Below are 25,639 nucleotides of genomic sequence, written 5' to 3'. Positions count from 1 at the left end.
GTCCGGCAACCCCTCTGCCGGAGTCCGCGGCCTCATCGCCTCGAACCAGGGCTTAGCACTCCTCGTGTCAGAGTGCCAGCGAAACCATTATTAGCACTCTCCATATGCGAGTGCAAACGCCCTCACCACAGTTCCCCGCAGGGTTACCCGCAGGTCAACGACTCCTCACCGGCCCGGACGCGCGAAAGCCCGCGCCCCGCCCCCCGGGGGGCGGCGGGACACGGGCCCGGCCGCGCCGCGGACGCCCGAGGCGCCGGCGGCGCGGCCGCGGGATCCGACGGCCGGCGGCGGGCTAGGTGTGATGTCCCGGGAGGTTGGTAACGCGGCTGGCGGGAGTGCGGCCGCCGATCCCGGTGTGGGGCCGATGATAGTTGTACCAGTCGAGCCAGTCGCCGAATGCGGCCTGGCGCTGGGCTTCGCAGGTGTAGGGCCGCTGGTAGGCCCATTCTTCGAGCAGGGTCAGGTGGAAGCGTTCGACCTTGCCGTTGGTCTGGGGCCGCCAGGGCCGGGTCCAGCGCGGGCCAATGCCCAGCTGTCGGCACGTGGTGCGCCAGGTGGTCTTGGTGTAGGCCCAGGCGTTGTCGGTCAGGACCCGCCGGGCGGTGACGCCGCGCCGGGCGAACCACGCCACGGCGCGGCGGAGGAACCCGGCGCAGGTGGGGGCGGTCTCGTCGGTCAGGATCTCGGTGTAGGCCAGGCGGGAGTGGTCGTCCAGGGCGGTGTGTAGGAACAGGTACCCCCGGCCGCGGCCGTCGGTGTCTTTGTTGCTGCGGCCGGCGGCCCGGCCCAGTACCTTGTGGCCGCCGCTGTCGGGGATGCGGCCGAGTTTCTTGACGTCGATGTGGACCAGGTCGCCGGGGCGGGCGCGTTCGTAGCGGCGCACCGGCTCGCCGGTGGCCCGGTCGCAGGCCGCCAGCGGCGCCATGCCGCGGCGCGTGAGGATGCGGTGGCAGGTGGCGGGCCCGATACCGGTGCGCGCGGCCAGCCGCAGTGGCCCCAGGCGGTGCTCGCGGCGCAGGTCGAGCACCTGCTGTTCGGTTGCCGCGGGGGTGCGGGCCGGGCTGTGGTGGGGGCGGCTGGGGCGGTCGCCCATGCCGGCCTCGCCCTCGTCGCGGTAGCGGCGTGCCCATCTGTGGGCGGTCCTGGGTGAGACGCCGAAGCGTTCGGCCGCCTCGCGGCGGCTGTAGCCGTCCTCGACGACGCACCGGGCCAGGCGGAGTCTGCCGGTAGGGGTCAGTGGCGCGTTACGGTGGCACACGAGGGCCTCCTGAGCATCGGTGCAGACTTGTCATCCACACCGGGATCAGAAGGCCCTCTTCTTGTTCAACCGCTGTCGGGGGCGTGTCGGCTGTTACCGACGTGCCGGGACATCACATCTAGGCCGTGTTTGGTGGGTCGCTGTCCTACTGCGCGGCGCCCCAGCACCGCTCTCGCTGCTCGCCGCGCAGACATCGGGGCTTTCGTCCCCTTCTCGGCCGGGTAGGCGGCACGCGATCATGCCCGAGCGTGCGGGCGATGCCGTGTGCCGCCCTCTCCCCGACGGCGACGGCGCCCCGCGTTATCCGGCTGAGAATGGATATCCGTTCGCGTACGGTAGTTCAGCACCGATGCGGGAGGAGCCCCCATGCCCCAGTCACACACCGACCCGTTCGGCACGGCCGAACTGCGGCGGCGTGTCCTCGACGGCTGGGCCGACGCCCCCGCCCGGTTCCGTGAGGACGCCAACGCCGAGGAGGACTACGCGCTCGGCGCCTACCGCGACCGCGTCGTGGTCGAACTGGCCCAGAACGCCGCCGACGCCGCGCGGCGGGCCGGGGTTCCGGGGCGGCTGCGGCTGGAGCTGAGCGGCCGGAGGTTCGCCGCAGCCAACACCGGCGCCCCGCTGACGGCAGGGGGCGTGGAGTCGCTGTCCACGCTGCGCGCCTCGGCCAAGCGCGACGAGGGCGCCCCCGGCTCCACCGGCCGCTTCGGCGTGGGGTTCTCCGCGGTCGCCGCCTTCAGCGACGACATCACCGTCGCCTCCACGACGGGCGCCGTGCGCTGGAGCCGCGACCTCGCCCGCGCCGCGCTCGACGCCGAACTCGCCGGCGGCCGTGCCCCCGGCCTCGCCGAGGAGCTGCAGCGGCGCAGCGGCCATCTGCCGCTGCTGCGGCTGCCCTTCGCCGCCGGCGACCGCCCCGCCGACGGCTACGACACCGAGGTCGGGCTGGTGCTGCCCGACGCCGAGGCCGCCGACCGGCTGCACCGGCTGCTGGAGGCCACCACCCCGGCGCTGCTGCTCGCGCTGCCGGACCTCGCCGAGATCCGCGTCGCCACCGGCGGGGGAGAACGGGTGCTCACCCGCGAGCCCGGTCCCGACGGGGACGTCGTCACCCGCGTCGAGCACACCGGCCCGCGCGCGGCCTTGGACGGCGAGACCCCGCCGCCCGCCGGCGGCTCTCAAGCGCGCACCGTCCGCTGGCGCACCGCCACCCGCACCGGCCGGTTCGACCCGGCGCAGCTGTCCGACCGGCCCAGCGAGGAGCGCGACCGGCTGGACTGGTCGCTGACCTGGGCGGTCCCCGTCACCCCCGACGGCGGCACCGCCCCGCTGCCCGACGACGTCGCCGCTGTCGTGCACGCTCCCACGCCCACCGACGACGCGCTCGCACTCCCGGCGCTGCTCATCGGCACCTTCCCACTGGGCCCCGACCGCCGCCGCGTCGCCGCGGGCCCGGCCGCCGAGGCGCTGATCGCCGAGGCCGCCGACGCCTACTGCGAGCTGCTGTGCGCCGTGGGCGCCCGCGCAGCGCTGGACCTCGTGCCGCTGTCGCTGATGGGCCGCGGCGAGTTCGACGGGCGCTTCCGCTCCGCGGCCGCCAAACCGCTGCTGGACACCCCGTTCCTGCGGACCGCTCGGGGCGAACCGGTGCGCCCGCGCGACGCCGTGGCGCTCGACGGCGGCCCCGAGGTCGTCTCCGTGCTCTCCGAGGTGGTCGGCACCGCACTGCCCGGCGACTGGAATCCCTACCACCCCGCGCTGGCCCAGTTGCGGGTGCGCCGCCTGGGCCTGGCCGAGCTGGCCGACCTGCTCGGCGACCTCGACCGCGAGCCCGCCTGGTGGGCCCGGCTCTACGCCGCCCTGCGCCAGGCCGGGCAGCACGGCGCCGATCTGGGCGACCTCGGAGCGCTGCCGGTGCCGCTGGCGGACGGCAGGCTGGTGCGCGGGCCCCGGGGCCTGCTCGTGCCCTCCGCCGACACCCTCGGCGGCGCCGCGGCCGCGCAGCTGGCCCCGCTGGGACTGCGCATCGTGCACCCCGAGGCCGCCGACCCGATCCTGGAGCGGCTGGGCGCCGTCGAGGCGGGTCCGGCCGCCGTCCTCGCCGACCCGCAGACCCGCGCGGCCGTGGAGAACTCCCTGGACGCCGACGACCCCGACACCGTCTGGAGCCCGGTGCTCGACCTGGTGGCGCTGGCCGGGACCACGGTGGAGGACGCCCCGTGGCTGGCCGAGCTGGCGCTGCGCGACGACGAGGGCGGCTACTCGGTCGCGGGCGAGCTGCTGCTGCCCAGCAGCCCGCTGCGCGGCATCCTGGTCGCCGACGCCCCCTTCGGCGTCGTCGCCCCCGACCTCGTCGAGCGCTACGGCGAGGAGGCCCTGGCCGCGGTCGGGGTGCTCGACTCCTTCACGGTGGTGCGCGCATCCGACCTCACCCTGGGCGCCGCGCTGGAGGAGGCCCGCAGCGGCACCCGGCTGGAAGGGCTCGACGGCCTGGACGAATGGGCCGAGGAGGTCGCCGAACGGCTGGGCGGTCCCGACCTGCCGCCCGTGGTGACCGAGTTCGCCGCGGTCGCCGACCTGGAGTTCGTCCGCGAGGACCGCTGGCCCCAGGCCATGGAGCTGCTGTCGGGCCCGCGGCTGCGCGAGACCGTCACCGCGCCCGCGCGCGTCCTCGGCGAGCACGGGCAGGTCGCCGACGTCCCCTCCTACACCGCCTGGTGGCTGCGCACCGGAGCGGTGCTCGACGGGCGCCGCCCCACCGACCTGCGCACCGCCGACGCCGACCCGGTGCTCGCGGGACTCTACGACCCCGCACCGAGTGGGATCGACGGCTCCCTCGCGGCCGCGCTCGGCGTCCGGTCAAGCCTGGCCGGCCTGCTGGCCGAGACCGACGGCCCCGACGACCTGCTGGAGCGCATCGCTGATCCCGACCGCCACGTCCAGCGCCCTGCCCTGCGTGAGCTGTGGACCGCGCTGGCCGGCGTCGACCCCGATCGGGTCACTCCGCCCGAACGGGTGCGCGCCGTGCAGGGCGGCGCCATCGTGCTGGCCGACGCCGAGGACGCGGTCGTCGTCGACCGCCCCGACCTGCTGCCGCTGCTGGGCGGCCGGCCGGCGGTACTGGCCCCGGCGCGCTCGGCCGCGGCGCTGGCCGACGTGCTGGATCTGGCGCTGGCCGGCGAGGAGATCGACGCCGAGGTCGAGACCACGGGCCAGGTCCTTCCGGTGCCCGACGAGGTCGGCGCCTTCCTGCCCGGCGGTGTCCTCACCTACGTCCACCACGAGGAGCTGACCGTGGACGGCACGGAGGTGGAGTGGTTCTGCGACGGGCAGACGGCGCACGCCTCCACCACCGACGGCCTGGCCCGCGCGCTGTGCTGGCTCGCCGACCGCTGGGAGGCCCGCCATCTCATCGCCGCGGTGCTGCGCGACCCGCGGGCGCTGCCGACCCTGCTGGCGGAGGCCGACCTGGACTGAGCCGGTGCCCTGCGGCCGGTCAGCGGGCCACGCGGAAGAACCCCTCGGCGATCAGCGAGCGCAGCACGCCGGGGGTCTGGGTGCGCAGCTCGCCCGGGTCGCGGTCGGTGAGCTCGGCGATCGCATCCAGCAGCGGCCCCACCGGCATGGTGCCGTCGCACACGCTGGCCAGCGCCGCCTCGATCGTGCCGACCTGGGCCACCCGCCGCAGGCCGCCGCGCTGGCGCAGCAGGATGCGCTCGGGATCGGGCGCGCCGGGCACCGCGATGCGCTCCTCGACCACCTCGGGCGCCAGCGCCACGTGCGCCGAGAGCAGCGCGGCGTCGGTGAGCCGGTTGGCCGTCATCGCGCCGTCGACGACCTCGGGCAGGTAGCGCCCCACCGGCTGCTCGACGTCGTGGCGCAGCTCCTCCAGGCGCACGGCCGCGTCCTGGGCGACGTCGTTGCGCAGGCTGATCCAGCCGAACCCGATCCCCTGGACGGCCTCCCGCTCGAAGTAGTCCAGCCAGGCGTCGTAGCGCCGCGTGTACTCGGGGCTGCCGGCCTCGCAGGAGTCGCGCAGCCACAGCTCGACGTACTCGGCGGGGTCCTGCACGTCGCGCTGGACCACCCACCCCGAGCAGCCGGTGCCGGCCACCCATTCGCCGACCCGGTCCCGCCAGTCCTCGCCCTCCACGTGCAGCCAGTTGGCCAGGATCTGGCACCAGCCGCCGTCGGTGAGGTGGCCGGGCGCCCGGCGGACCAGCTCGGCGCAGACGGCGTCGCCGGCCAGGCCGGACTCCCGGTAGGTGTAGCGGGTATCGGGGGTGATCACGAACGGGGGGTTGCACGCGATCAGGTCGAACCGCTCGCCCGCGACGGGCTCGTAAAGCGAACCCTCGCGCGGGCGCACGTGGGGCACGTCCGACAGCGCCCAGGTGATCTCGGCCAGGTGCAGCGCTCGCGGGTTGACGTCGGTGGCCGTCACCTCGGCGGCGCGTGCGGCCAGGTGCAGCGCCTGCACGCCGCAGCCCGTGCCCACATCCAGCGCGCGCTCGAAGGGGCCGTCGACCAGCAGCCGGGACAGGTTGGCTGAAGCCCCGCCGGCGCCGACGACGTGGTCGGGCCGGGGGGTGCCCTGCCCGGGGCGCACGGTGGGGTCGGAGACGACGAAGCCGGGGCGGCCCTCCTCCATCTCCCAGGGCGCCAGGTGCACCAGCGCGCGCACGCCGTCCGCACCCGCGGCGACCAGGCCGGCGTCGGCCAGGTCGTCGATCGGCAGCACGGCGCGCGCGGCGGACTCGGCCACGGGTTCCTGCAGCCACCACAGGCGCAGCAGCACCCCCAGCCGCTCCTCGCCGCCCGTGGCGCGCAGGGCGGGAGTCAACTGCTCGCGCGCCAGCGCGCGCGAAGCCATGTCGCCGAGCCGGTCGCGCACGCCGGAGACGGTGTAGTCGGCGTCCAGCAGCGTCTTGCGGAGCCGGTCGGCGAGTGCGTGCGGAAACGGGCGAAACGATTCAGACACGCGCCCATTATCAAGGAGTGCCGCCTGTGGCTCGTGCGTTCGGCCGCAGGGGCCGCGGCGGGTCGTGCGGCCGGCGGCGCGCGCGTCCGGCGCCGGCTCACGCCCGGTCGCCGCCGGAGTCGCCGGGCGCGGGGAGGCGGTCGCGGTCGTCCGCGGAATCACCGGTCGGCGCGGCGGCCGACTCGTCGCCGGCGGAGGGGGTGCTGCGCTGGGCGGGGGGTTCGGCGCCGGCCGCGGAGGCGTGCTGCGCGTCCGGTCGGCCGGTGCCCTCGCCGGCCTCGGCGGGGTGGTCCCCACCGCTCTTTTCGCGGCTGCGCAGGTGCCGGGGGATGTAGACGTAGCCGAACACGCCGAAGGCGATCCCGGTCAGGCACACCCAGCGCCACCAGCGGTCCTCCGCGGGCAGTTGGTCGCCCATCGCCAGCAGGACGACCAGCGCCGCGGTCCAGGCCGCCGTGCCCAGGGCCGTGGGGATGCGGTAGTCGCTCTCCATGACCTCGGGATCGGGCTTGCGGGGCTGGCGCACGCCCTCAGGCTAATCGATGGGCGCGTGCGGGCCCGCTGCCGCGCTGTGCGGCCGGCGGCGGGGCCGAGGGACAGAGCGGGGGCTTGCCGCCGCGCGGCGGCGTTCGTATGATCCGCCTAACACCGTGCGGAGAACGCTGTGCCGTTTTGTGCGAAGCTGCAACTAGGCTGAGCTCGTACCTTGATTCCCGTCTGCCAGGGTCGAGCAACGTGAACCCAACGCCACAGCCCGATGAGGACCGGATCGCCCAGCGCCCGAGCGGCCTAGCGGGCCGGCTCGACCGCTACTTCCACATCCGCGAGCGCGGATCGACGTTCCCCCGGGAGATCCGCGGCGGCCTGGCGACGTTCTTCGCCATGGCCTACATCATCGTCCTCAACCCGCTGATCATCGGCACCGCCGAGGACATGAACGGCGACACCCTCGGCATCACCCGTGTCGCGGCGACCACGGCGCTGGTCGGCGGTGTGATCACCATCCTGATGGGCGTCGTCAGCCGCTACCCGTTCGCGATCGCCGCGGGCATGGGGCTCAACGTCATCGTCGCCTACTCGCTCGCGCCGCAGATGACCTGGGCCGACGCGATGGGCGTGATCATCCTCGAGGGTCTCGTCCTGCTGCTGCTGGTGCTGACCGGGTTCCGCACCGCCGTCTTCCGGGCCATCCCGCCCGAGCTCAAGAGCGCCATCGCGGTGGGCGTGGGCATGTTCCTGACGCTCGTGGGCTTCGTCAACGCCGGATTCATCCGCCGCATCCCCGACGCCGCCGACACCACGGTCCCGGTGCAGTTGGGCAACGGATCGCTGTCGGGCTGGCCCATCCTCGTCTTCGTCATCGGCCTGATCCTGACCATCGCGCTCATCGTGAACCGGGTGCGCGGCGCGATGCTGATCGGCATCGCCGTGGCCACGGTCGTGGCGATCGTCATCGAGACGTTCGCGCAGGTGGGGCCCATGGACGACGGCCAGGGGCCGGTCAACCCCGAGGGCTGGTCGCTGACCGTGCCGTCCCTGCCGACCTCGTTGGGCGACATCGTCTCCCTGCCCGACTTCAGCCTGATCGGGCAGTTCAACCTGTTCGGCAGCTTCGCCAACGCGGGGACGATCGCGGTCATTCTGCTGATCTTCACGCTGCTGCTGGCCGACTTCTTCGACACGATGGGCACCATGGTCGGTGTGGCCGGGCAGGCGGGCCTGCTCGACGAGCGGGGCAACGTCCCGCGCGCCCGCGAGGTGCTGATCGTCGACTCGCTGGGCACGATCGCCGGCGGTGCCGCGCCGTCGTCGGTCAACACCGTCTTCGCCGAGTCCGCGGCCGGTGTCGGCGAGGGGGCGCGCACCGGGCTCGCACCCGTCGTCACCGGGGCGCTGTTCCTGGTGGCCACGCTGTTCTCGCCGCTGGTCGAGCTGGTGCCGTTCGAGGCGGCCACCCCGGTGCTCATCATCGTCGGGTTCATGATGGTGACCCAGATCACCAGGATCCCGTTCAGCGACTACTCCATCGGCATCCCGGCGTTCTTGACCATCGTGATGATGCCGTTCAGCTACTCCATCGCCAACGGGATCGGCGTCGGCTTCATCAGCTACGCCGTGATCAGGGTGGCCCAGGGCCGGTTCCGCGAGATCCACCCCCTGCTGTGGATCGTGGCGGGCGCCTTCGCCGTGAACTTCGCCCTGGGGCCGATCAGGCAGCTGCTGGGGCTGTGACGCCCGCGCGGCTAAGCTGCGGGCATCGGCGAGCGCGGCCGCGGTGCCCGCAGCCGCCGCGTACGGGCGGGATCCGGGCGGCGGAGACGCATGGGGCTGGCCTCATGGTCAGGCCGCGCCCCGCACGCCCGCGAAAACAGCCCGACTAGGCAGCGGGTGTGCGGGGCGCGGCGCCGTCTGGACTGACGAGCGAGGGAGCGAGGAACGAGCGACAGAGCGAGGAGGGAAGACGGCGCCTCAAAGCGGCCCGCACACCCGCGAAAAAACCCGACACAGTCTGGTCTTCCAGACAGGCGGGGAATGCTGCCGGCGCGTTGTATCGTTAGCAAAGGTAATGAGTTGTGCTAATGAAGAAGTCTCCGCTGTCCCAACAGACCAGGACCGACGCCGGGCTGGCGGCGGTGCTGCGCGTGACCGTGGGCAGGTTGGCCCGGAGGCTGCGAGCGCAGCGGCTCGACGCGTCCCTGTCGCTGGGGCAGGGCGCGGCACTGTTCACCCTCGCGCGCCACGGGGAGATGACTCCCGGCGAGCTCGCCGACCACGAGAAGGTCCAGCCGCCGTCGATGACGCGCATCGTGGCGGCACTGGAGGAGCGGGGGCTGGTGCGGCGCACCAAGCACCCCCAGGACCAGCGCAGGCAGCTGGTGGCCCTCACCGAGGAGGGCCGGGAGCTGGTGCGGGTCGACCAGCGGCGCCGCGAGGCGTGGCTGGCCCAGCGCCTCAAGGAGCTGAGCCCCGAGGAGAAGGACACGTTGCGCCGCGCGGCGGAGATCCTGGACCGGCTGACCCAGTCCTAGACCCGCCCGATCCCCAGCCGCCGAGCCGTAGAGCAGACCAGGGGGGAACGGGCGCGGCAGCCGGCGGCACCGCGTCCCGGCAGGCCATGAGCGAGCGCGAGCCGCGGGAGGAGTCCGACGACCGGTCGCAGGGGGACGCGGAGTCCGCGCCCGCTGCCGAGCCGCGTGCCGAGCGGCCGCGGCCCCGCTCCGCAGCGCGCAGCGGCATGTTCCGCTCGCTGGCCATCCGCAACTACCGCCTCTTCGCCGCCGGGCAGGTCGTCTCCAACTCCGGCACCTGGATGCAGCGCGTGGCCCAGGACTGGCTGGTGCTCCAGCTCAGCGGCGGAAGCGGCCTCGCCCTGGGACTGGCCACGGCACTGCAGTTCCTGCCTATGCTGCTGTTCGGGCTGTGGGGCGGCACGATCGTCGACCGGCTGGCCAAGCGCCGGCTGCTGATCGCCACCCAGGCCGCGATGGGCGTCCTCGCCGCCGGACTGGGCGTGCTGGCCGCCGCCGGTCTCGCCGAGGTGTGGCACGTCTACGTCTTCGCCTTCGCGCTGGGCCTGGTCACCGTGGTGGACAACCCCGCGCGCCAGACCTTCGTCGTGGAGATGGTCGGCGACCGCGAACTGCCCAACGCCGTCGCTCTGAACAGTGCCAGCTTCCAGTTCGGCCGGGTCGCCGGCCCCGCTGTGGCCGGGCTGCTGATCGCGGCGATCGGCAGCGGGCCCGTCTTCCTGATCAACGCCGCCTCCTTCCTGGCCGTGCTGGGCGGCCTGTGGCTGATGCGGCCCTCCGAGCTCCAGGTCACCGAGCCCGCACCGCGCACCAAGGGCCAGACCATGGAGGGCGTGCGCTACGTGCTGGCCCGCCCCGACCTGGTCCTGCTGCTGGTGATGACGATCTTCGTGCAGATGTTCGGCGCGAACGTGCAGAACCAGATCGCGCTGATGGCCAACAACGTCTTCCAGACGGGCGCGGCCGCGTTCGGCACGGCCGCCACCGCTCTGGCCGTCGGCGCCCTCGCCGGAGCGCTGCTGGCCGCCCGCCGCGAGCGTCCGCGGCTGCGCCTGGTGCTCAGCGGCGCGCTCGCCTTCGGCGTGCTGCAGGGGGTGTCGGCCCTGGCCCCGGGCTATGCGGCCTTCGTGGCCGTGCTGGTGGCCATGGGCGTCGCGTTCATGACCTTCACCACCTCGCTCAACGCCACCTTCCAGCTCAGTGTGGACCCGCAGATGCGGGGCCGGGTGATGAGCATCTACATGCTGGTGTTCCTCGGTGTCGCCCCGATCGGTGCGCCGATCGTCGGAGTCATCGCCGACGCGTTCGGCCCGCGTGCCAGCCTGGCGACGGGCGGTGCGGTGAGCGTGCTCGTGGTCGCCGCGGTGGCCGTGCTGCTGGCCCGCCACCTGCGGGTGCGCATCCGGCTGTCGCCGCTGCGGCGCCCGTTCGTGCGCGTCTCGCCGCGGCCGGAGCGCGCGCAGGCGGCCGGGACCGCCCACGGCACCGGCTGAGGCCGCGCGGTGGAGCCGGTGGGTACGGCGGGTGCGGATTCCGCGGCCGAAAGCCCTATCCACCGCCCCCGGCCGGTGGCATGCTCGACACGCACGGTCATCGGGAGCGAGACGATGCGGGGTGGTGCATGAGGCTCTTCGTCGCGGTATACCCGCCCAAAGAGGTCCTGGACGAGGTGGCGCGCTCGGCGGAGGCGCTCGGCGCCGCCGAGCGCCTCGCCGTCGCCCGCGGCGTGGTGCAGGAGGACCCCTCAGGCGAGCCCCGCACGCAGCTGCGGATGGGCAGGCGCCTGAGGTGGCGCGAGCGCGAGGAGTGGCACTTCACACTGCTGTTCCTGGGCGAGGTCGCCGAGACAGGGCTGCCGTCGCTGCAGCGGAGGCTGGCCGCCGAGGTCGCGCGGCACCCGCGCCCTTCGGTCGCCGTGCGCGGCGGGGGTACGTTCCCCGGCGACACCGCGCAGGCGTCGGTGCTGTGGGCCGGGTTGGAGGGCGACGTCGAGGGCGTGATCGCGCTCGCCGACGGGCTGCGCAAGGTGGCGCGCAAGGCCGGCGTCCGCCTCGACCGGCGCGCGTTCGTGCCGCACCTGACACTGGCGAGCAGCCGGCCGCCCACCGACATGACGGCGCTGCGCTACGGCCTGAACGCACTGGCCACACCGTTCTGGACCGTCGACGAGGCCCACCTCGTCCGCAGCCACGCGTCGGGAAGGCCCCGTTACCAGACCCTGGCCACCTGGCCGTTAGGCTGATATCGCCCCGCGCGCAACCGCCGAAGCCTCTCGGGGAGAGGACTCGGGCGCGCCGACGCGGCACCGGCCCGGCGGAGCCCGCCAGGGACCGCGGCCGGACGCCCCACCCCGCGACATCCAGGACGCGAGTAAGGCCGGACGACGATGAGCATGCTCACCAACAACCGCAAGCAGCGCTGGCTGCTGCCGACGGTGCTCGCGGCCATCGTGCTGATCGTCGTCATCGGCGCCGTCGTGTCGTAGGGCGCGGCGCACCGCTCGTCAGGCACCCGCCGGGACCACGGGGTCAGCTACCACTGACGTGCGGAAATGGGGCTGGGGTGTGCGACTCCCGCCCGTCACCCGCCACCGCCCCTAACGGAGGCGCTGACGCGCCGCGAGTTCATCGTGCCCGTCACCCGCCACCGCCCCTAACGGAGGCGCTGACGCGCCGCGAGTTCATCGTGCCCGTCACCCGCCACCGCCCCTAACGGAGGCGCTGCGCGCCACGTCCTTGTCTGCCCGCCGCCCGTGACTGCCGCTGCGTCCTGTTTAGGGAGTCGGTCACCACAGGTTGCGGCAATGGGGCTGGGATGCGCGAAGCGCTGACGCCAGCTTGCCGCCGAGCGCACAGTGCACTTCTGCACTGGAGCCCCGCCACCGGTGCTGCGGCTCCGCCCGACAAGTTCAGCGTGCGTTCCGCGCAAGCAAACAAGTGCCGCGAAGCGCGTCCGTAGGGGGGCGGCGGGCGGACCGCGCTACACGAACCGCGCCCATTGGCGCAACCCCGGTGGCAGTCGGCTTCCTGAATGCGGCTTACGCCGCCGCCGACGTCCGGGCGGTGGCCGCCGCGACCAGGGCCGCGTTGTCCTCGGCTTCGCGGTTCTCCGGGTCGCGCAGGGTGTCCTCCAGGCCGATGCGCACGTCGCGGCCCGCGGCCACGGCGGTGTCCAGGATCGGCCAGGCGGTGGCGTCGCGGCCGTGCAGGAGGCGGGGGATCTCCAGGCCGGCCCGGTCGAGGACGCGGTCGATGGCCGAGGCGTTGGCCAGCGCCTCCTCGGTTGTGGCCTGCGTCGGCTCCACGAGCACGCGGGCGAAGTCGCCCGCCAGGCCGGAGGCGACCAGGATGCGGGCGGCCTCGACGCTCCATACGCCGGCCTCCACGTCGACTCTGCGGTCGATCAGCAGCCGGGCGACCTCGACCGACCCGGGCTCGTGCAGGTTGACCGAAGCCGAGTCGGGCAGCGCGCTCCAGCGCTGGACCAGGTCGTAGCGGCGCACGGGATCGGGTTCGGCCGAAAGGGCGGTGGTGAGGCTCACGGCCACGCCGGGGAGTTCGCTGCGCAGCAGCTGCAGCAGCGGCGAGACCACCTGCGGCTCCAGCGACTCCGCGCCCGCGCCGTCGCGCGGGTGGATGTGCACCTCGTCGGCTCCCGCGTCGACCGCTGAGCGAGCGTCGCCGACGATCTGCTCGGGCGACACGGGCAGCGCGGGATGCGCCCCGGGCCGGCGGTCCCCGTTGAGGCAGGCGACGATCCGCATCTGGCATCCTTCCGCTCAAGCGCGTGTGTAAGCGGAGCATGCCCACCGAGCGGGGGTCGCAAGCCACGCAGCAGCGCCGAGGATGGCAGGATTGCGCACATGAGGAGAAGCGCCGCGCTCGCGGTCGCGTTCGCGCTCGCGGTGCTCCCCGCGGCTTGGGCCCGAGCCGCCGCGCCCGGTCCCGCGGCATCCCTCTCGGGCGGCGCCGGCACTCCCGCGTCCGCCGAACCCCGCTTCCGGATCACCGACGAGCGCATCCAGGAGTCGAGCGGCCTGGCCGCGTCCCGCCGGCACGACGGCGTCTACTGGACCCACAACGACAGCGGCTCCTACGGGCCGCAGATCTACGCCGTCGACGAGCAGGGCCGGACCGTGGCCACCGTCACACTCGCCGGCGCCGGAGTTCAGGCGCGCGACTGGGAGGCGATCGCACTCGGCCCGGGCGAAGGCGGCGAGCCCGCCGTCTACGTCGGCGACATCGGCGACAATTTCCAGGGCGGCTGGCCCAGCATCCGCGTCTACCGCTTCCCCGAGCCGCGCGACCTCTCCGACACGACGGTGCGGGCCGCCACGTTCACCTTCGTCTACGAGGACGGCGGCCGCGACGCCGAAGCGATGATGGTCGACCCCCGCGACGGCCGCGTCTACATCGTCAGCAAGGAGGTCGCCGCCGGCGTCTACGCGGCGCCCGAGCGGCTCGACCCCGAGCAGGCCAACACCCTCACGCGCGTGGACTCCGCCCCGCTGTACGCCACCGGTGCCGCGTTCTCGCCTGACGGCGCCTACTACGCCGTGCGCACGTACTGGGCGGCGACGGTCTACGACGCCTCGCAGGGGGTGCGCGGCCGCATCGTCGAGCGGGTGCCGCTGCCGGAGTCCGACCAGGGCGAGTCGCTGGCCTTCTCCCACGACGGGCGCTCCCTGCTCGCGGGCACCGAGGGGCCGGGCAGCCCGGTCTGGAGCATGCCGCTCGACCCGGGGCACGCGACCGGCGGGTCCGGCGCGCCCGAGGCGACGCCCGGCGACGGCGAAGGCGCCGCCGGCTCGGGCGGCGCAGCGTCGGGCGGGGCCGGCGGCGAGTCGGGGACCGGAGCGGCGGTGCTGATCTGGACCGGGGCGGGCCTGGCCGCGGTGGTGATCGCCGGCATCGCGCTGCTGGCCCGCCGCAGCTGAGCCGCCGACGTTTTCCACAGTCTTCACGGCTGTTGTCCACAAGAATTCGCCGTTCCTGTGGATAACTCTGTCCAGGGGTGAGTTTATGCAGCGTAGGGGCTATGTCGGTGGTGTGGGTATGCGGGGTGAAAGGCTGCGCACGCGCCGCGTATCGCTGTTCCGCCCACAACCGCCCACAACCGCCCGCAACGGCCGAAAGCCGCGCCCGCGCCGGGTCGGCTTACAGCCCGGCCACGTCGGCGAGCACGGCGGCCTGGGCGAGCTCGGCGTCGCCCGCCGGGCCGTCGCCGATGTTGAAGCGGTCGAACGCCGACTCCACCGCCCGCGCCATCGACCAGGCCGTCAGCCGGTCGGCGGGCTCGCCGAGGATCTCGGCGGCGAGGCCGAAGCGGCGGCGCAGCGCCGGGCGCGGGTCGATCAACCGCAGCGGGGGATCGACCTGCATGATCAGCGGCCACACGTCGTAGCCGGGATCGCCGACCATGGGCTTGGGGTCGATGGCCAGCCACGGGGCGCGCCGGGCGGCGAGGATGTTGCCCGGGTTGATGTCGCCGTGCAGCACCACGCTCCGCTTCGCCGTGCGCGGCAGCGAGCCCAGCAGGTCCACCGCGGTGCGCACCAGGTGCGCATCGGCGCCGGGGCGCAGCCGGGGCCAGCGCTGGGCGACCAGCCCCGACCAGTCGTCGGTGACCTCCTGCAGGGGCTCCAGGTCCATGCCCGGCGCCGGCTCCCTGCTCCACAGCCGCGCCAGCACCTCCAGCCCCGCGGTGAGCAGGTCCTCGGGCTCGCCGGCCGCGTCGCGCAGGGCGCCGCCCGGCTCGCAGGCCTCGAGCAGCAGCCCGAACCCGTCGGGGGTGGAGCGCAGCAGCCGCACGGTCCCCGCGCCGTCCCAGAACCGCAGCGCCTCGGCCTCGCCGCGGGCCTCGCGGTGGGGGAAGGAGACCTTGAGCACGGCGTGCTCGCCGGACGCGGTGCGCGCCGGAGCCGCCCAGGAGCAGCTGCCGCCCTTGAACGGGGACTCCAGCTCCAGGTCCCAGGCATCCTGCAGCGCGGCGAGCGTGTCCGGCAGCGACTCCAGCCACTCCCGCCCGCCGTTGAGCGCCTCGACGTTGCGCGCGACGGGTGCGGGCAGCGGCTCGGGCGCCGCGTCGCCGTGGCGAATGCTCCTCATGCCTCTTCCAGGTAGATCTCGCGGGCCAGGAAGGCGTGGCGCGAGTGGTCGGTGAACACGCCGTCGACCCCGGCGGCGAAGAACGCCTCGTACTCGGCGGCGAACCCGCCGAAGTCGCCGGGGCCGCCCCCGCTGCGCAGATCGGTCGGCAGGAAGCGGTTCTCGCTGCGGAAGGTCCAGGGGTGGACGAGCAGGCCGGCCGCGTGGGCGTCGCCGACCAGCGAGGTGGGCTCACCGAGGTTGCCCTCGTCGTCGCGGGGGACCACCAGGTCCTTGGCCGGGCCGATGGCCTCGGCGAACTCCGCGACCTGCGCCAGCCCATCGGGGGTGAGGAAGGGCCGCCAGTGCTCCTCGGTGCCCAGCAGGAAGACGCGGGGCACGCCCGCGTCGGCGAGCTTGCGCAGGCTGTCGCTCTCGAAGGACTGCAGGAACACCGGAAGCTCGGGCTCGGGCCCGGCCAGCCCGTTGTCCAGCAGCGCGGCCAGCAGGGGCGGCTCCAGGTCCAGGCCCAGGCCGGAGTGGTAGGCCGGGTGCTTGGTCTCGGGGTAGACCCCGATGCGCCGGCCCAGTTCCTTGGTCATCCGCTTGGCCAGGTCGATGATCTCCTGGAGCGTGGGGATCTCGTAGGCGCCGTCGTGCGCCGCGTTGTCCGGGCGGATGTCGGGGATGCGCTCGGTGGCGCGCAGTGCCTTCAGCTCGTCGAGGGTGAAGTCGTGGGCGAACCAGCCGGTGTACTCCCGGCCGTCGACGGTGCGGGTGGTGCGGCGGTCGGCGAACTCGGGCCGGTCGGCGACGTCGGTCGTGCCGCCGATCTCGGCCTCGTGCCGGGCCACCAGCACGCCGTCGGCCGTGGCGACCAGGTCGATCTCCATGAAGTCGCCGCCCACGCGGGCTCCCAGCTCATAGGAGGCCAGCGTGTGCTCGGGGCGGTGCCCGGACGCGCCCCGATGCGAGATGATCTTGAGCTCGGGCTCCTGCTTGTTTCTGCGCACAGCCGCATCCGTTCTCGATCGCCGCGCCGCCGCGGCACCCGCTCGCAAGTGATGGCCTGCCCGGACGCCGCGTCCGGGCAGGCCATCAGGTGTACCGTGTCGCGTCCGATCGCGCGAACCGGCCGCACCCGCGCCGCAGGGCGCACGTGCGGACCGGCGCGCGCCGGTCGCCGCTTAGGCCAGCTTGCCCACGACGTGCTCGATGCACTCGGTGAGCGCCCGCACGTCGTCGGGCTCCACCGCCGGGAACATGCCGATGCGCAGCTGGTTGCGGCCCAGCTTGCGGTAGGGCTCGGTGTCGACGATCCCGTTGGCCCGCAGGGTGGCGGCCACGGCGGCGGCGTCGACGCTGTCGGCGAAGTCGATCGTGCCCACCACCTGGGAGCGCTGCGCGGGCTCGGCCACGAAGGGGGAGGCGTAGTCGACCTTCTCCGCCCAGGAGTACAGCACCGACGAGGACTCCGCGGTGCGGGCGACGGTCCAGTCCAGGCCGCCCCGCTCGTTCATCCACTCGACCTGCTCGGCGAGCAGCATCAGCGTGGCCACGGCGGGCGTGTTGTAGGTCTGGTCCTTGCGGGAGTTGTCGACGGCGGTGGTCAGGGAGAAGAACTCGGGGATGTAGCGCCCGCCCTCGGCGATCTCGGTGACGCGGGCCAGCGCCTTGGGCGACATGATCGCCACCCACAGCCCGCCGTCGGAGGCGAAGCACTTCTGCGGGGCGAAGTAGTAGACGTCGGTCTCGGAGATGTCGACCGGCAGGCCGCCGGCCCCGCTGGTGGCGTCGACCATCACCAGCGCGTCCTCGGCGGCGCCGGGCACCCGGCGGATGGGCATGGCCACGCCGGTGGAGGTCTCGTTGTGCGTCAGCGCATAGGCGTCGACGCCGTCCTCGGCGACGGGCTCGCCGTGGGTGCCGGGGTCGGTGCTGATGACGCTCGGCTCGTCGAGCCACGGGGCGCCCTTGGCCACCTTGACGAACTTCGAGGAGAACTCGCCGAAGGACAGGTGCTGGGACTTGCGGCGCAGCAGTCCGTGGGCGGCGATGTCCCAGAAGGCGGTGGTGCCGCCGTTGCCGAGGACCACCTCGTAGCCCTCGGGCAGGTCGAAAAGCTGCGACAGACCGGATCGCACCCGCGCCACCAAGGACTTGACCGGCTTCTGCCGGTGCGAGGTCCCCATGTAGCCGGCGCCGGACGACGCGAGGGAGGACAGTTGCTCGGGTCGGACCTTCGACGGACCGCAGCCGAAGCGGCCGTCGCTGGGCAGCAGGTTCGCGGGAATCTGAATGTCGGTCACCTGCGCCAGGGTAGTGGCCGACGCGTCGGCGGTGCGGGTAAGGGGGTCGGGTTAGGGGCGTTTGCGCAGCGAGGGCGGCGGTTGAGGGTGCCGCGGGCGGCTGTCAAGGGGTGAAGACGTCGCGGGCGGTGGCGGCGTTTGCGGCGCGTTTGAGCCAGATGTTGAGTTGGTCGAGGTCGGTGCAGGTGAGGACGGTCTCGCGCTGCTCGTCAGTGAGGTGGACCCCCCTGACGTCGAGGACCTGGATGATGGCGTTGGCCTCTCCGCGGGCCTCTCCCTCGGCGATGAATCCCCGCGCGATCTCGCTCTGCCAGCTGTACTGCTCGGTCTGCATCTGTTCCCTCCAGTACCGCGACGCCTCTTTGTCGAGGTGCGCCTCGATGAATTTATGGTACTGCCTCATGTGTTCTTTCGGAACGCTGTCCAGAGCCGCCTGTGTGGCATCCAGAACGCGGTGGTTGTCGTTGTGCATGACAGCGGACAGTACTGACAATCCGGGCAGCCGGCGCGCCTGTTCGATGTCGTCGACCACCGGGGCGTTGTCGGGGCCGAGGACGGATACGTGCAGGCGGAGGCTGTCGTAGACACCGCCGATGGGAGTGCTCGCCCACTCGGCGACCTTGCGGTCGACGCAGATCACCAGCAGATGCACTGGGCAGCCCAGTCGCTCGCGGATCGTGGCGACGTAGAGCGGCCACGTGTAGTGCTTCTCGTCGTCTTTTCCCTGCTGGACCTCGGTGACGATCGCCGTCACCACGGTGCCGTCGTCGGCGCGCAGGACGCTAACCTGGTCCGCCTTGGTCGGCTTGAGCGCGAACGACGTGGAATCGCCGCAGCCGGTATGGGCGTGCGCGTAGTCGGGGAGGTCCATGCCGAACGTGTCTCGCCAGGAGGATCGGGGAGATCTCCGGCTGGTCCTGGAGAAGGAGGACTTGGGCCTCATGGTTGTGTCCGGGCATGGCGTGGACGTTAACCGGATTCGGAACAGGTAGGGAAACTCGCTCTCCGCTTTCCTGTTCCTTTTTTCGGGTTCCGGGTGACTTCAACGAGGCTGTCGCCGGAATCCCATCGGGAGATCAGGTTTTTGTCTCTTTTTGTGACTTCGTCTTTGTGGTGAATCGGGCGAAAGGAAGGATCCGCGATCGCGTCGCCGCGGAGCCTTTTCGGACGTGTGTTCGGGTGTCCGGAGGTGCTGTTCGCCGCCTCACACCCCCTGCGCCAGGGCCTCCCGGGCTCCCGGGACGTCGTGGATGTCGCGGGCGGTGGGGCCGGTGTAGCGGGCGCTGGGGCGGACCAGGCGGCCGGTCTGCTTCTGCTCCAGGATGTGGGCCGCCCAGCCCGCGGTGCGGGCGCAGGTGAACATGGCGGTGAACATCTCGGTCGGGATCTCGGCGCAGTCCAGGACGACCGCAGCCCAGTACTCGACGTTGGTGGCCAGCACCCGGTCGGGCTTGCGCGCGTGCAGCTCCTCCAGGGCGGCATCCTCCAGGGCCGCGGCCGCCTCGAAGCGCGGCGCGCCGAGCTCCTCGGCGGTGCGGCGCAGCACCCGCGCCCGCGGGTCCTCGGCGCGGTAGACCCGGTGGCCGAAGCCCATCAGGCGCTCGCCCCGGTCCAGGGCGCGGGTCACGAAGGTGCGCGCGTCGCCGATGCGCTCGGTCTCGTCGAGCATGTGCAGCACCCGCGCCGGCGCGCCGCCGTGCAGCGGGCCGGACATGGCGCCCACGGCGCCCGACAGGGCCGCCGCGACGTCGGCGCCGGTGGAGGCGATCACCCGGGCGGTGAAGGTCGAGGCGTTCATGCCGTGCTCGGCGGCGGAGGTCCAGTAGGCGTCGACGGCCCTGACGTGCCGCGGGTCGGGTTCGCCGCGCAGCTGGATCATGAACCGCTCGACCACCGAGGAGCCCTCCTCGATGCGGGCGCGTGGCACCTCGGGCAGGTCTCCGCGCGCGGACTGGGCGGTGACCGAGAGCACCGCCGCGGCCGCCCGCGCGAGGTCGTCGCGGGCCTCCTCGTCGTCGGAGTCCAACAGCGGTTTGAAGCCCCACAGCGGGGCCAGGGCCGCCAGCGTGCTCTGCACGTCGACGCGGATGTCGGCGCTGCGCACCACCTGGGCCACCGGCTCGGCGAAGGGCAGTCCGGGGTAGAAGCCGTCGTCGACCAGCAGGCCCCAGACGCGCCCGAAGGCCGTGCGGCCCACCAGGTCCTCGATGTCGACGCCCCGGTAGCGGAGGGCGCCGCCCTCCTTGTCCGGTTCGGCGATCTTGGTCTCGAACGCCACGACTCCTTCGAGCCCGGGTTTGAAGTCCGACATACCGGCGTCCTCCGTAGTGTCGCGGTCCGGCCGGATCCGGGTGAGTCCGGCGGCCCGTGCTGTCAGGTTACGATCGCACGCGGTGCCACTGGTCGGGCGGTTCTCCAGCTAGCGCCTACCCCGCAGACCGTGTGAGGATGCTCCCTTGTGAACGACTGCGATCCGGCGGGGCTGCGGCAGCCCTACGAGGGCCCGCCCCTGCGCAGGGCCGACCTCGCCGCCCACCCGATGGAGCAGTTCCACAGGTGGTTCACCCAGGCCCGCGCCGCGGGGCTGACCGAGCCCAACGCCATGGTCGTGGCCACGGTCGAACCGAGCGGCGCGCCCCGGGCGCGGACCGTCCTGCTCAAGGGCTACGACCGCTCCGGTCTGCGGTTTTTTACCAACTACGGTTCCCGCAAGGGCCGGGCGCTGGACGACGAGCCGCGCGTCTCGGCGGTGTTCCCCTGGCACGCGATGCGCCGCCAGGTGCAGGTCGCGGGCCGTGCCCAGCGCCTCACCGACGCCGAGAACGACGCCTACTTCCACTCCCGGCCGCGCGGTTCGCAGATCGGCGCCTGGGCCAGCGAGCGCCAGTCCCACCGCGTCGCCGACCGCGCCGCGCTGGACGCGCTCTACGCCGAATTCGCGGACGTGTGGTCGGGCGTGGAGGAGATCCCCCGGCCCTCCTACTGGGGCGGCTACCGCATCCTCGTGGAAGAGGTCGAGTTCTGGCAGGGCCGGGCCGACCGGATGCACGACCGCTTCTGCTACACCCTCGCCGCCGGCGGCCCGGCCGAGGGCGATTGGGAGCTGGACCGGCTCGCGCCCTAACCTGGTCCGGGCGGCGAGGGCGATCGCGGACCCGGGTTCCGGTCGCCCCGCCGGGTGTGGTACTCGGCACATTGCGGCGAAGTGGGTTGTCCGTTGCCGGGGTATGATGATGGGCATCGGTGGCCGCTCCCGCGGCCAGGGCGCAGCGGTCGGTTTCCCATCCGGGCATGCTCCGGGGGCAGCCGGAATCCCGTGCGGCCGGTCTGTGTTGAGAGTCTGCCGTCGTCGACTCTCGACGGCCCATGAGGGGAGGGGGAGCCTTGACCGCACACGGGCTTATCGACACGACGGAGATGTACCTGCGTACGATCTTCGAGCTGGAGGAGGAAGGCATCGTGCCCCTGCGGGCGCGCATCGCCGAGCGCCTCCAGCAGAGCGGTCCCACGGTCAGCCAGACCGTCGCCCGCATGGAGCGCGACGGCCTGCTGCGGGTCGAGAACGACCGCCATCTGGTCATGACCGACGAAGGCCGCCGCCTGGCCACCCACGTGATGCGCAAGCACCGCCTGGCCGAGCGGCTGCTGGTCGACGTCATCGGCCTGCCCTGGGAGGACGTCCACGTCGAGGCCTGCCGCTGGGAGCACGTCATCTCCGAGGCCGTCGAGGAGCGCCTCGTCCGCCTGCTCAACGCGCCGTCGGTCTGCCCCCACGGCAACCCCATCCCCGCGCTGGAGGAGCTGGGCCTGGCCGACTACGCCCCCGAGCCCTTCTCCGGCGAGTCCATCGTGCCGATGCTCGACGTCGCCAACGGCACCGAGACCCGGGTGAAGGTCCGGCGCATCAGCGAGCAGCTGCAGAGCGATCCGGAGGTCATGCTGGATCTCAAGCGCGCCGGGGTACAACCCGAGCAGGAAGTGGCTCTCGTCGAGAGCGACAACGGCGTACAGGTGATTGGTGGTACCGGCAAGGATGGCGAGCCCAGCGAACTGTCCCGGCAGATCGCCAGCCACATTTTCGTCACCAAGCCCTGATCGCCCCCGCCCCCTGCGCACGCGGGGGTCGCGGGGCCGAAATGTCACGTTGCTCTGCAGATACCTGCGAGGTCGGGCTATGCTCTGCCAATGGCGCGCGGTTCCCGGCGCGATCGGGGCCGCCGCGCCGGGGCAGAACGGACCGTACGGCGCGGCATCGTGACCGCGGCCGGTGAGGTCGAGGTGGCGGCTGAATGAACCGACGGGGGGAAGCCTTCTACGACGACGACGCCCTCACCGGGGACGCGGTCTTCGAGCAGGCGCAGATCGCCGTCCTCGTGGCCGACCGCGCCAGTCGTCTGCGCTACGTCAACCGCTTCGCGCGCGAGCTTTTCGGACTCCCCGACGACGCCGACCCGCGCGGCATCACGCTGATGGACCTGGGCATCCAGGAGTCCGACCTGGAGCGTGTCAACCAGCTGGCCCGGCGCACGCTGCGGGGCGAGACCTGGGACGGCACCTTCGCCGTCATGCGGCCCGACTCCTCCTGGCTGCACGTGCGCGTGAACGCCGTGCCGATGCGCGACTCCGCCGGCGACGTGCAGGGCTTCGTCGCCTTCGTCGGCGAGGCGCTGCGCAGCGGCCGCGTCGAGGACCTCTACGGCCTGCTGGAGCGCGTCAGCAACCGCCTGGCGGGCTCGCTGGAGTTCGACTCCACCATGAAGGCCGTCGCCGAGATCCTCGTCCCGCAGTTCGCCGACCACTGCTTCATAGACCTCTTCGACCACGACCGCCTCATCCGCCGCACCTCCGTGCACGCCGAGGGCTGGACCCCTCCGCCCGGCACCTGGTTCGACGTCGGCGAGGAGGTCCGCTACCCCGACCGCCACTTCGTCTACACCGCGATGCGGCGCATGGAGACCGTCCTGGTCGGCGACTACTCCTACGCCGCCGAGACCGACGACAAGCGCTCGTCCCGCGTGGCCGAGCAGGTGGGGGTGACCTCGGCCATCGCGGCGCCGCTGCGCGCCCGCGGTGAACTCCTGGGCGTGCTCACGCTCGCCCTGTCCCGGCTGTCCCCGCGCCAGAAGACCCGCTACGGCGACTTCGACCGCGACCTCGTCGGCGCCCTCGCCTCGCGAGTGGCCCTGGCCATCGACAACGCGCGCCTGTTCGAGGAGGAGCGCAGCACCGCGCTGGCCTTCCAGCACAGCCTGCTTCCCCGCTCGTTCCCGCCCTTCGACGGCCTGTCCATCGCCCACCGCTACGTGCCGGCCAAACCGCTGGAGGCGCACGGCCACGGCATCCAGACCCAGGTCGGCGGCGACTTCTACGACGTCATCCCGCTCTCGGCCGGGCGCGTGGGCATCGTCATCGGCGACGTCGAGGGCCGCGGACCGCACGCGGCCGCGGTCATGGGCCAGCTGCGGGCCGCGCTGCGCGCGTTCGCCCAGGCCGACCGCGAACCCGCCGACATCCTGCGCGAACTGGACGAATGGGTGCGCCGGCTGGGCCGGCCCGACGGCTCCGGCGGCACCTGGGTGCCCAGTGTGAGCTGCCTGTACCTGGTCTACGACGCCTGGTCGCGCCAGTTGTCCTATGCCAACGCCGGGCATCAGGCGCCGCTGCTCATCTGCGAAGGCAGCGTGGAGGAACTGGCGCTGGAGGTCTCCGACACCCTGCTGGGGGTCAAGCTCCGCGGCGCCCCCTACGACGACGCCGTCTACCACCAGGCCGAGCTGGAGCTGCCCGCGGGGGCCACCCTGCTGCTCTACACCGACGGCCTGGTCGACCGCCGCCCGATCGGCGGCTCCATCGACGTCCAGCGCTCGCTGGAGCAGCTGCGCACGCGCGTCACGGAGGTCGCCGGCAAGGACGTCGAGCAGATCGCCCAGACCGCCGTCACCGCCGTCCCCGGCGAGATCGACGACGACACCGCGCTGCTGGTCGTGCGCACCCACCCCGGCGAACTCGCCATGGAGGAGGGCTGGTTCATCGCCGAGGCCCCCACCGTCGGCGATGCGCGCCACCTGGCCTCCAGCACGTTCAAGAACTGGGGGATGGACCGCGACCAGGCCGAGCTGGCCTGCCTGCTGGTCTCGGAGATCGTCACCAACGTGGTCATACACGCCACCCCCCACCCCGTGCGCCGCGAGTTCACCGCCGACGGAGTGCGCGACTCCGCGGCGGCGCTCGACCGCGGCGACTTCGGCGACGACGCCGAGGGCGACGACTTCGACGAGGACTGGTCGGACCTGCTGGAGGAGGCCTCCGAGGACGACGGCGAGGGGCCCCAGCCCAGCGAGTTCCTGCTGCGACTGCGCCGGGGCGCCGCCTCGGTGTGGGTCGAGGTCTTCGACCGCGACCTGCGGCTGCCGCGCATCCGCAGCGCCGGCGCCGACGACGAGGGCGGGCGCGGGCTCTACCTCGTCGACCAGCTCGCCACGCGCTGGGGATCGCGGCCCACCCCCGACGGCAAGGCCGTCTGGTTCGAGATCCCGCTGAAGTCGGAGTAGCCCCGGCCGCACCGCCGCCGGGCGGTTCGCCTCAGCGGTTGGACCACGCCCACAGCAGCAGCACGACGAAGATGAAGCACACCACGATGCCGCCCGTGGTCCAGGGGATGTGCATGCGCGGGCGGAGTCTGCGGATGCCCAGTACCAGCAGGATGATCAGGAGTCCGAGGACGATCAGCCCGTCCCACGCGCCGCTCATCGTGACCCTTTCGCCGTGACCCGTCGGAGGGTGGCTACAGGCCCAGCGAGCGCCCCACGATCTCCTTCATGATCTCAGTCGTGCCACCGAAGATCGACTGGATCCTGGCGTCCTGCCATGCCTTCGCCACGGGGTATTCCATCATGTAGCCGTACCCGCCGTGGAGCTGAAGGCACCGGTCGATGAGCCGATTCGCCAACTCCGTCGTCCACCACTTGGCCTTCGCCGCGTCCTCCACGGTCAGCTCGCCGCGGTTGAGCAGGGTGATCGCCCGGTCGACGTAGGTGCGCGCCAGGTCGACCTCGGTGGCCAACTCCGCCAGCACGAATCGGGTGTTCTGGAACTTGCTGATCGGACGTCCGAAAGCGGTGCGGTTCTTGCAGTACTCGATGGTCTCGGCGAGCACCGCCTCGGCCCCGGCGGTGGCCGCGACGGCGATCGACAACCGCTCCTGCGGCAGGTTCTCCATCAGGTGGACGAACCCGCGGTTCTCCTGCCCGATGAGGTTGGCGGTCGGCACGCGCACGTCGGTGAACGACAGCTCGGCGGTGTCCTGGGCCTTCAGCCCGATCTTGTCCAGGTTGCGGCCGCGCTCGAAGCCCGGCGCGCCCCGCTCCACGGCCAGCAGCGACAGCCCGTGCGCCCCGGCGTCGGGATCGGTGCGGGCGACGACGATCACCAGGTCGGCGTTGATCCCGTTGGTGATGAACGTCTTCTGCCCGTTGAGCACGTAGTCGTCGCCGTCGCGCACGGCGGTGGTGCTGATGCCCTGCAGATCGCTGCCCGCGCCCGGCTCGGTCATGGCGATGGCCGTGATCAGCTCGCCGGAGGAGAAGCCGGGCAGCCACCGGCGCCGCTGCTCCGCGGTGGTCAGCCGCACCAGATAGGGCGCGATGACGTCGTTCTGCAGCCCGAATCCCAGCCCGCTGGCGCCGACGCGGCAGATCTCCTCCGAGACCACGGCGTTGAACCGGAAGTCGGTGACCCCCGAGCCGCCGTAGTCCTCGGGGACGCCCAGCCCGAGCAGGCCCATCCCGCCCGCCTTGGTCCACACCTCGCGCGGGACGATGCCGTCCTTCTCCCACTGCCCGTGGTAGGGGACCACCTCGCGCTTGAGGAACTCGGCGACCGACTCGCGGAAGAGGTCGTGCTCGGTCTCGAAGAGCTCCCTGTGCATGGCCGACTCCTTGGTCTTCTAGCAGGCACCGCCGTCCGCGCGCCCG

19 protein-coding genes and 1 pseudogene are annotated in these 25,639 nt (G+C 72.8%); 9 read left to right on the top strand and 11 right to left on the bottom strand.

Annotated elements, in window-relative coordinates:
- Positions 1-292: 292 nt before the first annotated feature.
- On the bottom strand, positions 293-1,258 hold the full coding sequence (locus tag FZ103_RS23150) for an IS481 family transposase (protein WP_186356747.1): 966 nt from the start codon (positions 1,256-1,258) through the stop codon (positions 293-295).
- Between the two features lie 366 nt (positions 1,259-1,624).
- Here FZ103_RS23150 and FZ103_RS23145 point away from each other — a divergent pair, with 366 nt between their 5' ends.
- On the top strand, positions 1,625-4,738 hold the full coding sequence (locus tag FZ103_RS23145) for a sacsin N-terminal ATP-binding-like domain-containing protein (RefSeq protein ID WP_156004136.1): 3,114 nt from the start codon (positions 1,625-1,627) through the stop codon (positions 4,736-4,738).
- A gap of 19 nt (positions 4,739-4,757) precedes the next feature.
- On the opposite strand, the gene FZ103_RS23140 is transcribed toward FZ103_RS23145, so the two are convergent.
- Positions 4,758-6,242: a methyltransferase gene (locus FZ103_RS23140; protein WP_186356746.1), complete on the bottom strand. Its 1,485-nt coding sequence runs from the start codon at positions 6,240-6,242 to the stop codon at positions 4,758-4,760.
- 307 nt (positions 6,243-6,549) lie between these two features.
- Positions 6,550-6,768, bottom strand: a pseudogene (locus FZ103_RS25765) (DUF2530 domain-containing protein); the annotation flags it as partial.
- Between the two features lie 209 nt (positions 6,769-6,977).
- On the opposite strand from FZ103_RS25765, the gene FZ103_RS23130 reads away from it, so the two are divergent.
- The 4 genes from FZ103_RS23130 (at position 6,978) to thpR (ending at position 11,513) form a co-directional block, all read left to right on the top strand.
- Positions 6,978-8,474: an NCS2 family permease gene (locus FZ103_RS23130; RefSeq protein WP_394350132.1), complete on the top strand. Its 1,497-nt coding sequence runs from the start codon at positions 6,978-6,980 to the stop codon at positions 8,472-8,474.
- A 347-nt stretch (positions 8,475-8,821) separates the two neighbouring features.
- Positions 8,822-9,271, top strand: coding sequence for a MarR family winged helix-turn-helix transcriptional regulator (locus tag FZ103_RS23125; protein WP_156004132.1), 450 nt, complete (start codon positions 8,822-8,824; stop codon positions 9,269-9,271).
- A 206-nt stretch (positions 9,272-9,477) separates the two neighbouring features.
- The gene (locus FZ103_RS23120; RefSeq protein WP_156004205.1) at positions 9,478-10,764 is read left to right on the top strand and encodes an MFS transporter; all 1,287 of its coding nucleotides are present in this window, start codon (positions 9,478-9,480) and stop codon (positions 10,762-10,764) included.
- Between the two features lie 128 nt (positions 10,765-10,892).
- On the top strand, positions 10,893-11,513 hold the full coding sequence (thpR, locus tag FZ103_RS23115) for an RNA 2',3'-cyclic phosphodiesterase (RefSeq protein ID WP_156004130.1): 621 nt from the start codon (positions 10,893-10,895) through the stop codon (positions 11,511-11,513).
- Positions 11,514-12,308: 795 nt separating this feature from the next.
- Here thpR and FZ103_RS23110 read toward each other — a convergent pair.
- Positions 12,309-13,034 (bottom strand): 3-keto-5-aminohexanoate cleavage protein, encoded by a 726-nt coding sequence (locus FZ103_RS23110; RefSeq protein WP_156004128.1) that lies wholly within the window; start codon positions 13,032-13,034, stop codon positions 12,309-12,311.
- A gap of 99 nt (positions 13,035-13,133) precedes the next feature.
- Here FZ103_RS23110 and FZ103_RS23105 point away from each other — a divergent pair, with 99 nt between their 5' ends.
- Positions 13,134-14,207: a hypothetical protein gene (locus FZ103_RS23105; protein ID WP_156004126.1), complete on the top strand. Its 1,074-nt coding sequence runs from the start codon at positions 13,134-13,136 to the stop codon at positions 14,205-14,207.
- A 220-nt stretch (positions 14,208-14,427) separates the two neighbouring features.
- On the opposite strand, the gene FZ103_RS23100 is transcribed toward FZ103_RS23105, so the two are convergent.
- The 5 genes from FZ103_RS23100 to FZ103_RS23080 all read right to left on the bottom strand — a co-directional run bounded on the left by FZ103_RS23100 (position 14,428) and on the right by FZ103_RS23080 (position 19,977).
- On the bottom strand, positions 14,428-15,378 hold the full coding sequence (locus FZ103_RS23100) for an aminoglycoside phosphotransferase family protein (RefSeq protein WP_156004124.1): 951 nt from the start codon (positions 15,376-15,378) through the stop codon (positions 14,428-14,430).
- Positions 15,375-16,370 carry a glycerophosphodiester phosphodiesterase family protein gene (locus tag FZ103_RS23095; protein ID WP_186356744.1) on the bottom strand — a complete coding sequence of 332 codons (996 nt, stop codon included), beginning with the start codon at positions 16,368-16,370 and terminating at the stop codon, positions 15,375-15,377. The genes FZ103_RS23100 and FZ103_RS23095 overlap by 4 nt, the downstream gene beginning before the upstream one ends.
- 174 nt (positions 16,371-16,544) lie before the next feature.
- Positions 16,545-17,675: a phosphoserine transaminase gene (serC, locus tag FZ103_RS23090; RefSeq protein ID WP_156004120.1), complete on the bottom strand. Its 1,131-nt coding sequence runs from the start codon at positions 17,673-17,675 to the stop codon at positions 16,545-16,547.
- A gap of 94 nt (positions 17,676-17,769) precedes the next feature.
- Complete coding sequence (locus tag FZ103_RS23085) at positions 17,770-18,537, bottom strand: hypothetical protein (protein ID WP_156004118.1); 768 nt, start codon at positions 18,535-18,537, stop codon at positions 17,770-17,772.
- Positions 18,538-18,870: 333 nt separating this feature from the next.
- Positions 18,871-19,977, bottom strand: coding sequence for a citrate synthase 2 (locus FZ103_RS23080; protein WP_156004116.1), 1,107 nt, complete (start codon positions 19,975-19,977; stop codon positions 18,871-18,873).
- Between the two features lie 147 nt (positions 19,978-20,124).
- On the opposite strand from FZ103_RS23080, the gene pdxH reads away from it, so the two are divergent.
- From pdxH to FZ103_RS23065, 3 genes are all read left to right on the top strand, one after another.
- The gene (gene pdxH, locus FZ103_RS23075) at positions 20,125-20,790 is read left to right on the top strand and encodes a pyridoxamine 5'-phosphate oxidase (RefSeq protein ID WP_186356743.1); all 666 of its coding nucleotides are present in this window, start codon (positions 20,125-20,127) and stop codon (positions 20,788-20,790) included.
- A gap of 260 nt (positions 20,791-21,050) precedes the next feature.
- Positions 21,051-21,761, top strand: coding sequence for a metal-dependent transcriptional regulator (locus tag FZ103_RS23070; protein ID WP_156004114.1), 711 nt, complete (start codon positions 21,051-21,053; stop codon positions 21,759-21,761).
- A 194-nt stretch (positions 21,762-21,955) separates the two neighbouring features.
- On the top strand, positions 21,956-24,217 hold the full coding sequence (locus FZ103_RS23065; protein ID WP_156004112.1) for a SpoIIE family protein phosphatase: 2,262 nt from the start codon (positions 21,956-21,958) through the stop codon (positions 24,215-24,217).
- 31 nt (positions 24,218-24,248) lie between these two features.
- Here FZ103_RS23065 and FZ103_RS25015 read toward each other — a convergent pair whose 3' ends face one another.
- On the bottom strand, positions 24,249-24,416 hold the full coding sequence (locus FZ103_RS25015; protein ID WP_186356741.1) for a hypothetical protein: 168 nt from the start codon (positions 24,414-24,416) through the stop codon (positions 24,249-24,251).
- Positions 24,417-24,450: 34 nt separating this feature from the next.
- Positions 24,451-25,593 (bottom strand): acyl-CoA dehydrogenase family protein, encoded by a 1,143-nt coding sequence (locus FZ103_RS23060; protein WP_156004110.1) that lies wholly within the window; start codon positions 25,591-25,593, stop codon positions 24,451-24,453.
- Positions 25,594-25,639 lie beyond the last annotated feature (46 nt).

It is taken from the genome of Streptomonospora sp. PA3 (assembly GCF_009728995.1).
GTDB lineage: Bacteria > Actinomycetota > Actinomycetes > Streptosporangiales > Streptosporangiaceae > Streptomonospora.
Note: the sequence above shows the minus strand (reverse complement) of the source record. Positions and strands in the feature narration are given on the sequence as shown.

What these genes read in the sequence shown, in the direction of transcription:
- FZ103_RS23145 (WP_156004136.1), top strand. Translation starts at nt 1,625, where the DNA reads ATGCCCCAGTCACACACCGACCCGTTCGGCACGGCCGAACTGCGGCGG.
- FZ103_RS23125 (WP_156004132.1), top strand. Translation starts at nt 8,822, where the DNA reads ATGAAGAAGTCTCCGCTGTCCCAACAGACCAGGACCGACGCCGGGCTG.
- FZ103_RS23120 (WP_156004205.1), top strand. Translation starts at nt 9,478, where the DNA reads ATGTTCCGCTCGCTGGCCATCCGCAACTACCGCCTCTTCGCCGCCGGG.
- thpR (WP_156004130.1), top strand. Translation starts at nt 10,893, where the DNA reads ATGAGGCTCTTCGTCGCGGTATACCCGCCCAAAGAGGTCCTGGACGAG.
- FZ103_RS23110 (WP_156004128.1), bottom strand. Translation starts at nt 13,034, where the DNA reads ATGCGGATCGTCGCCTGCCTCAACGGGGACCGCCGGCCCGGGGCGCAT.
- FZ103_RS23105 (WP_156004126.1), top strand. Translation starts at nt 13,134, where the DNA reads ATGAGGAGAAGCGCCGCGCTCGCGGTCGCGTTCGCGCTCGCGGTGCTC.
- FZ103_RS23100 (WP_156004124.1), bottom strand. Translation starts at nt 15,378, where the DNA reads ATGAGGAGCATTCGCCACGGCGACGCGGCGCCCGAGCCGCTGCCCGCA.
- FZ103_RS23085 (WP_156004118.1), bottom strand. Translation starts at nt 18,537, where the DNA reads ATGGACCTCCCCGACTACGCGCACGCCCATACCGGCTGCGGCGATTCC.
- FZ103_RS23080 (WP_156004116.1), bottom strand. Translation starts at nt 19,977, where the DNA reads ATGTCGGACTTCAAACCCGGGCTCGAAGGAGTCGTGGCGTTCGAGACC.
- FZ103_RS23065 (WP_156004112.1), top strand. Translation starts at nt 21,956, where the DNA reads ATGAACCGACGGGGGGAAGCCTTCTACGACGACGACGCCCTCACCGGG.
- FZ103_RS25015 (WP_186356741.1), bottom strand. Translation starts at nt 24,416, where the DNA reads ATGAGCGGCGCGTGGGACGGGCTGATCGTCCTCGGACTCCTGATCATC.
- FZ103_RS23060 (WP_156004110.1), bottom strand. Translation starts at nt 25,593, where the DNA reads ATGCACAGGGAGCTCTTCGAGACCGAGCACGACCTCTTCCGCGAGTCG.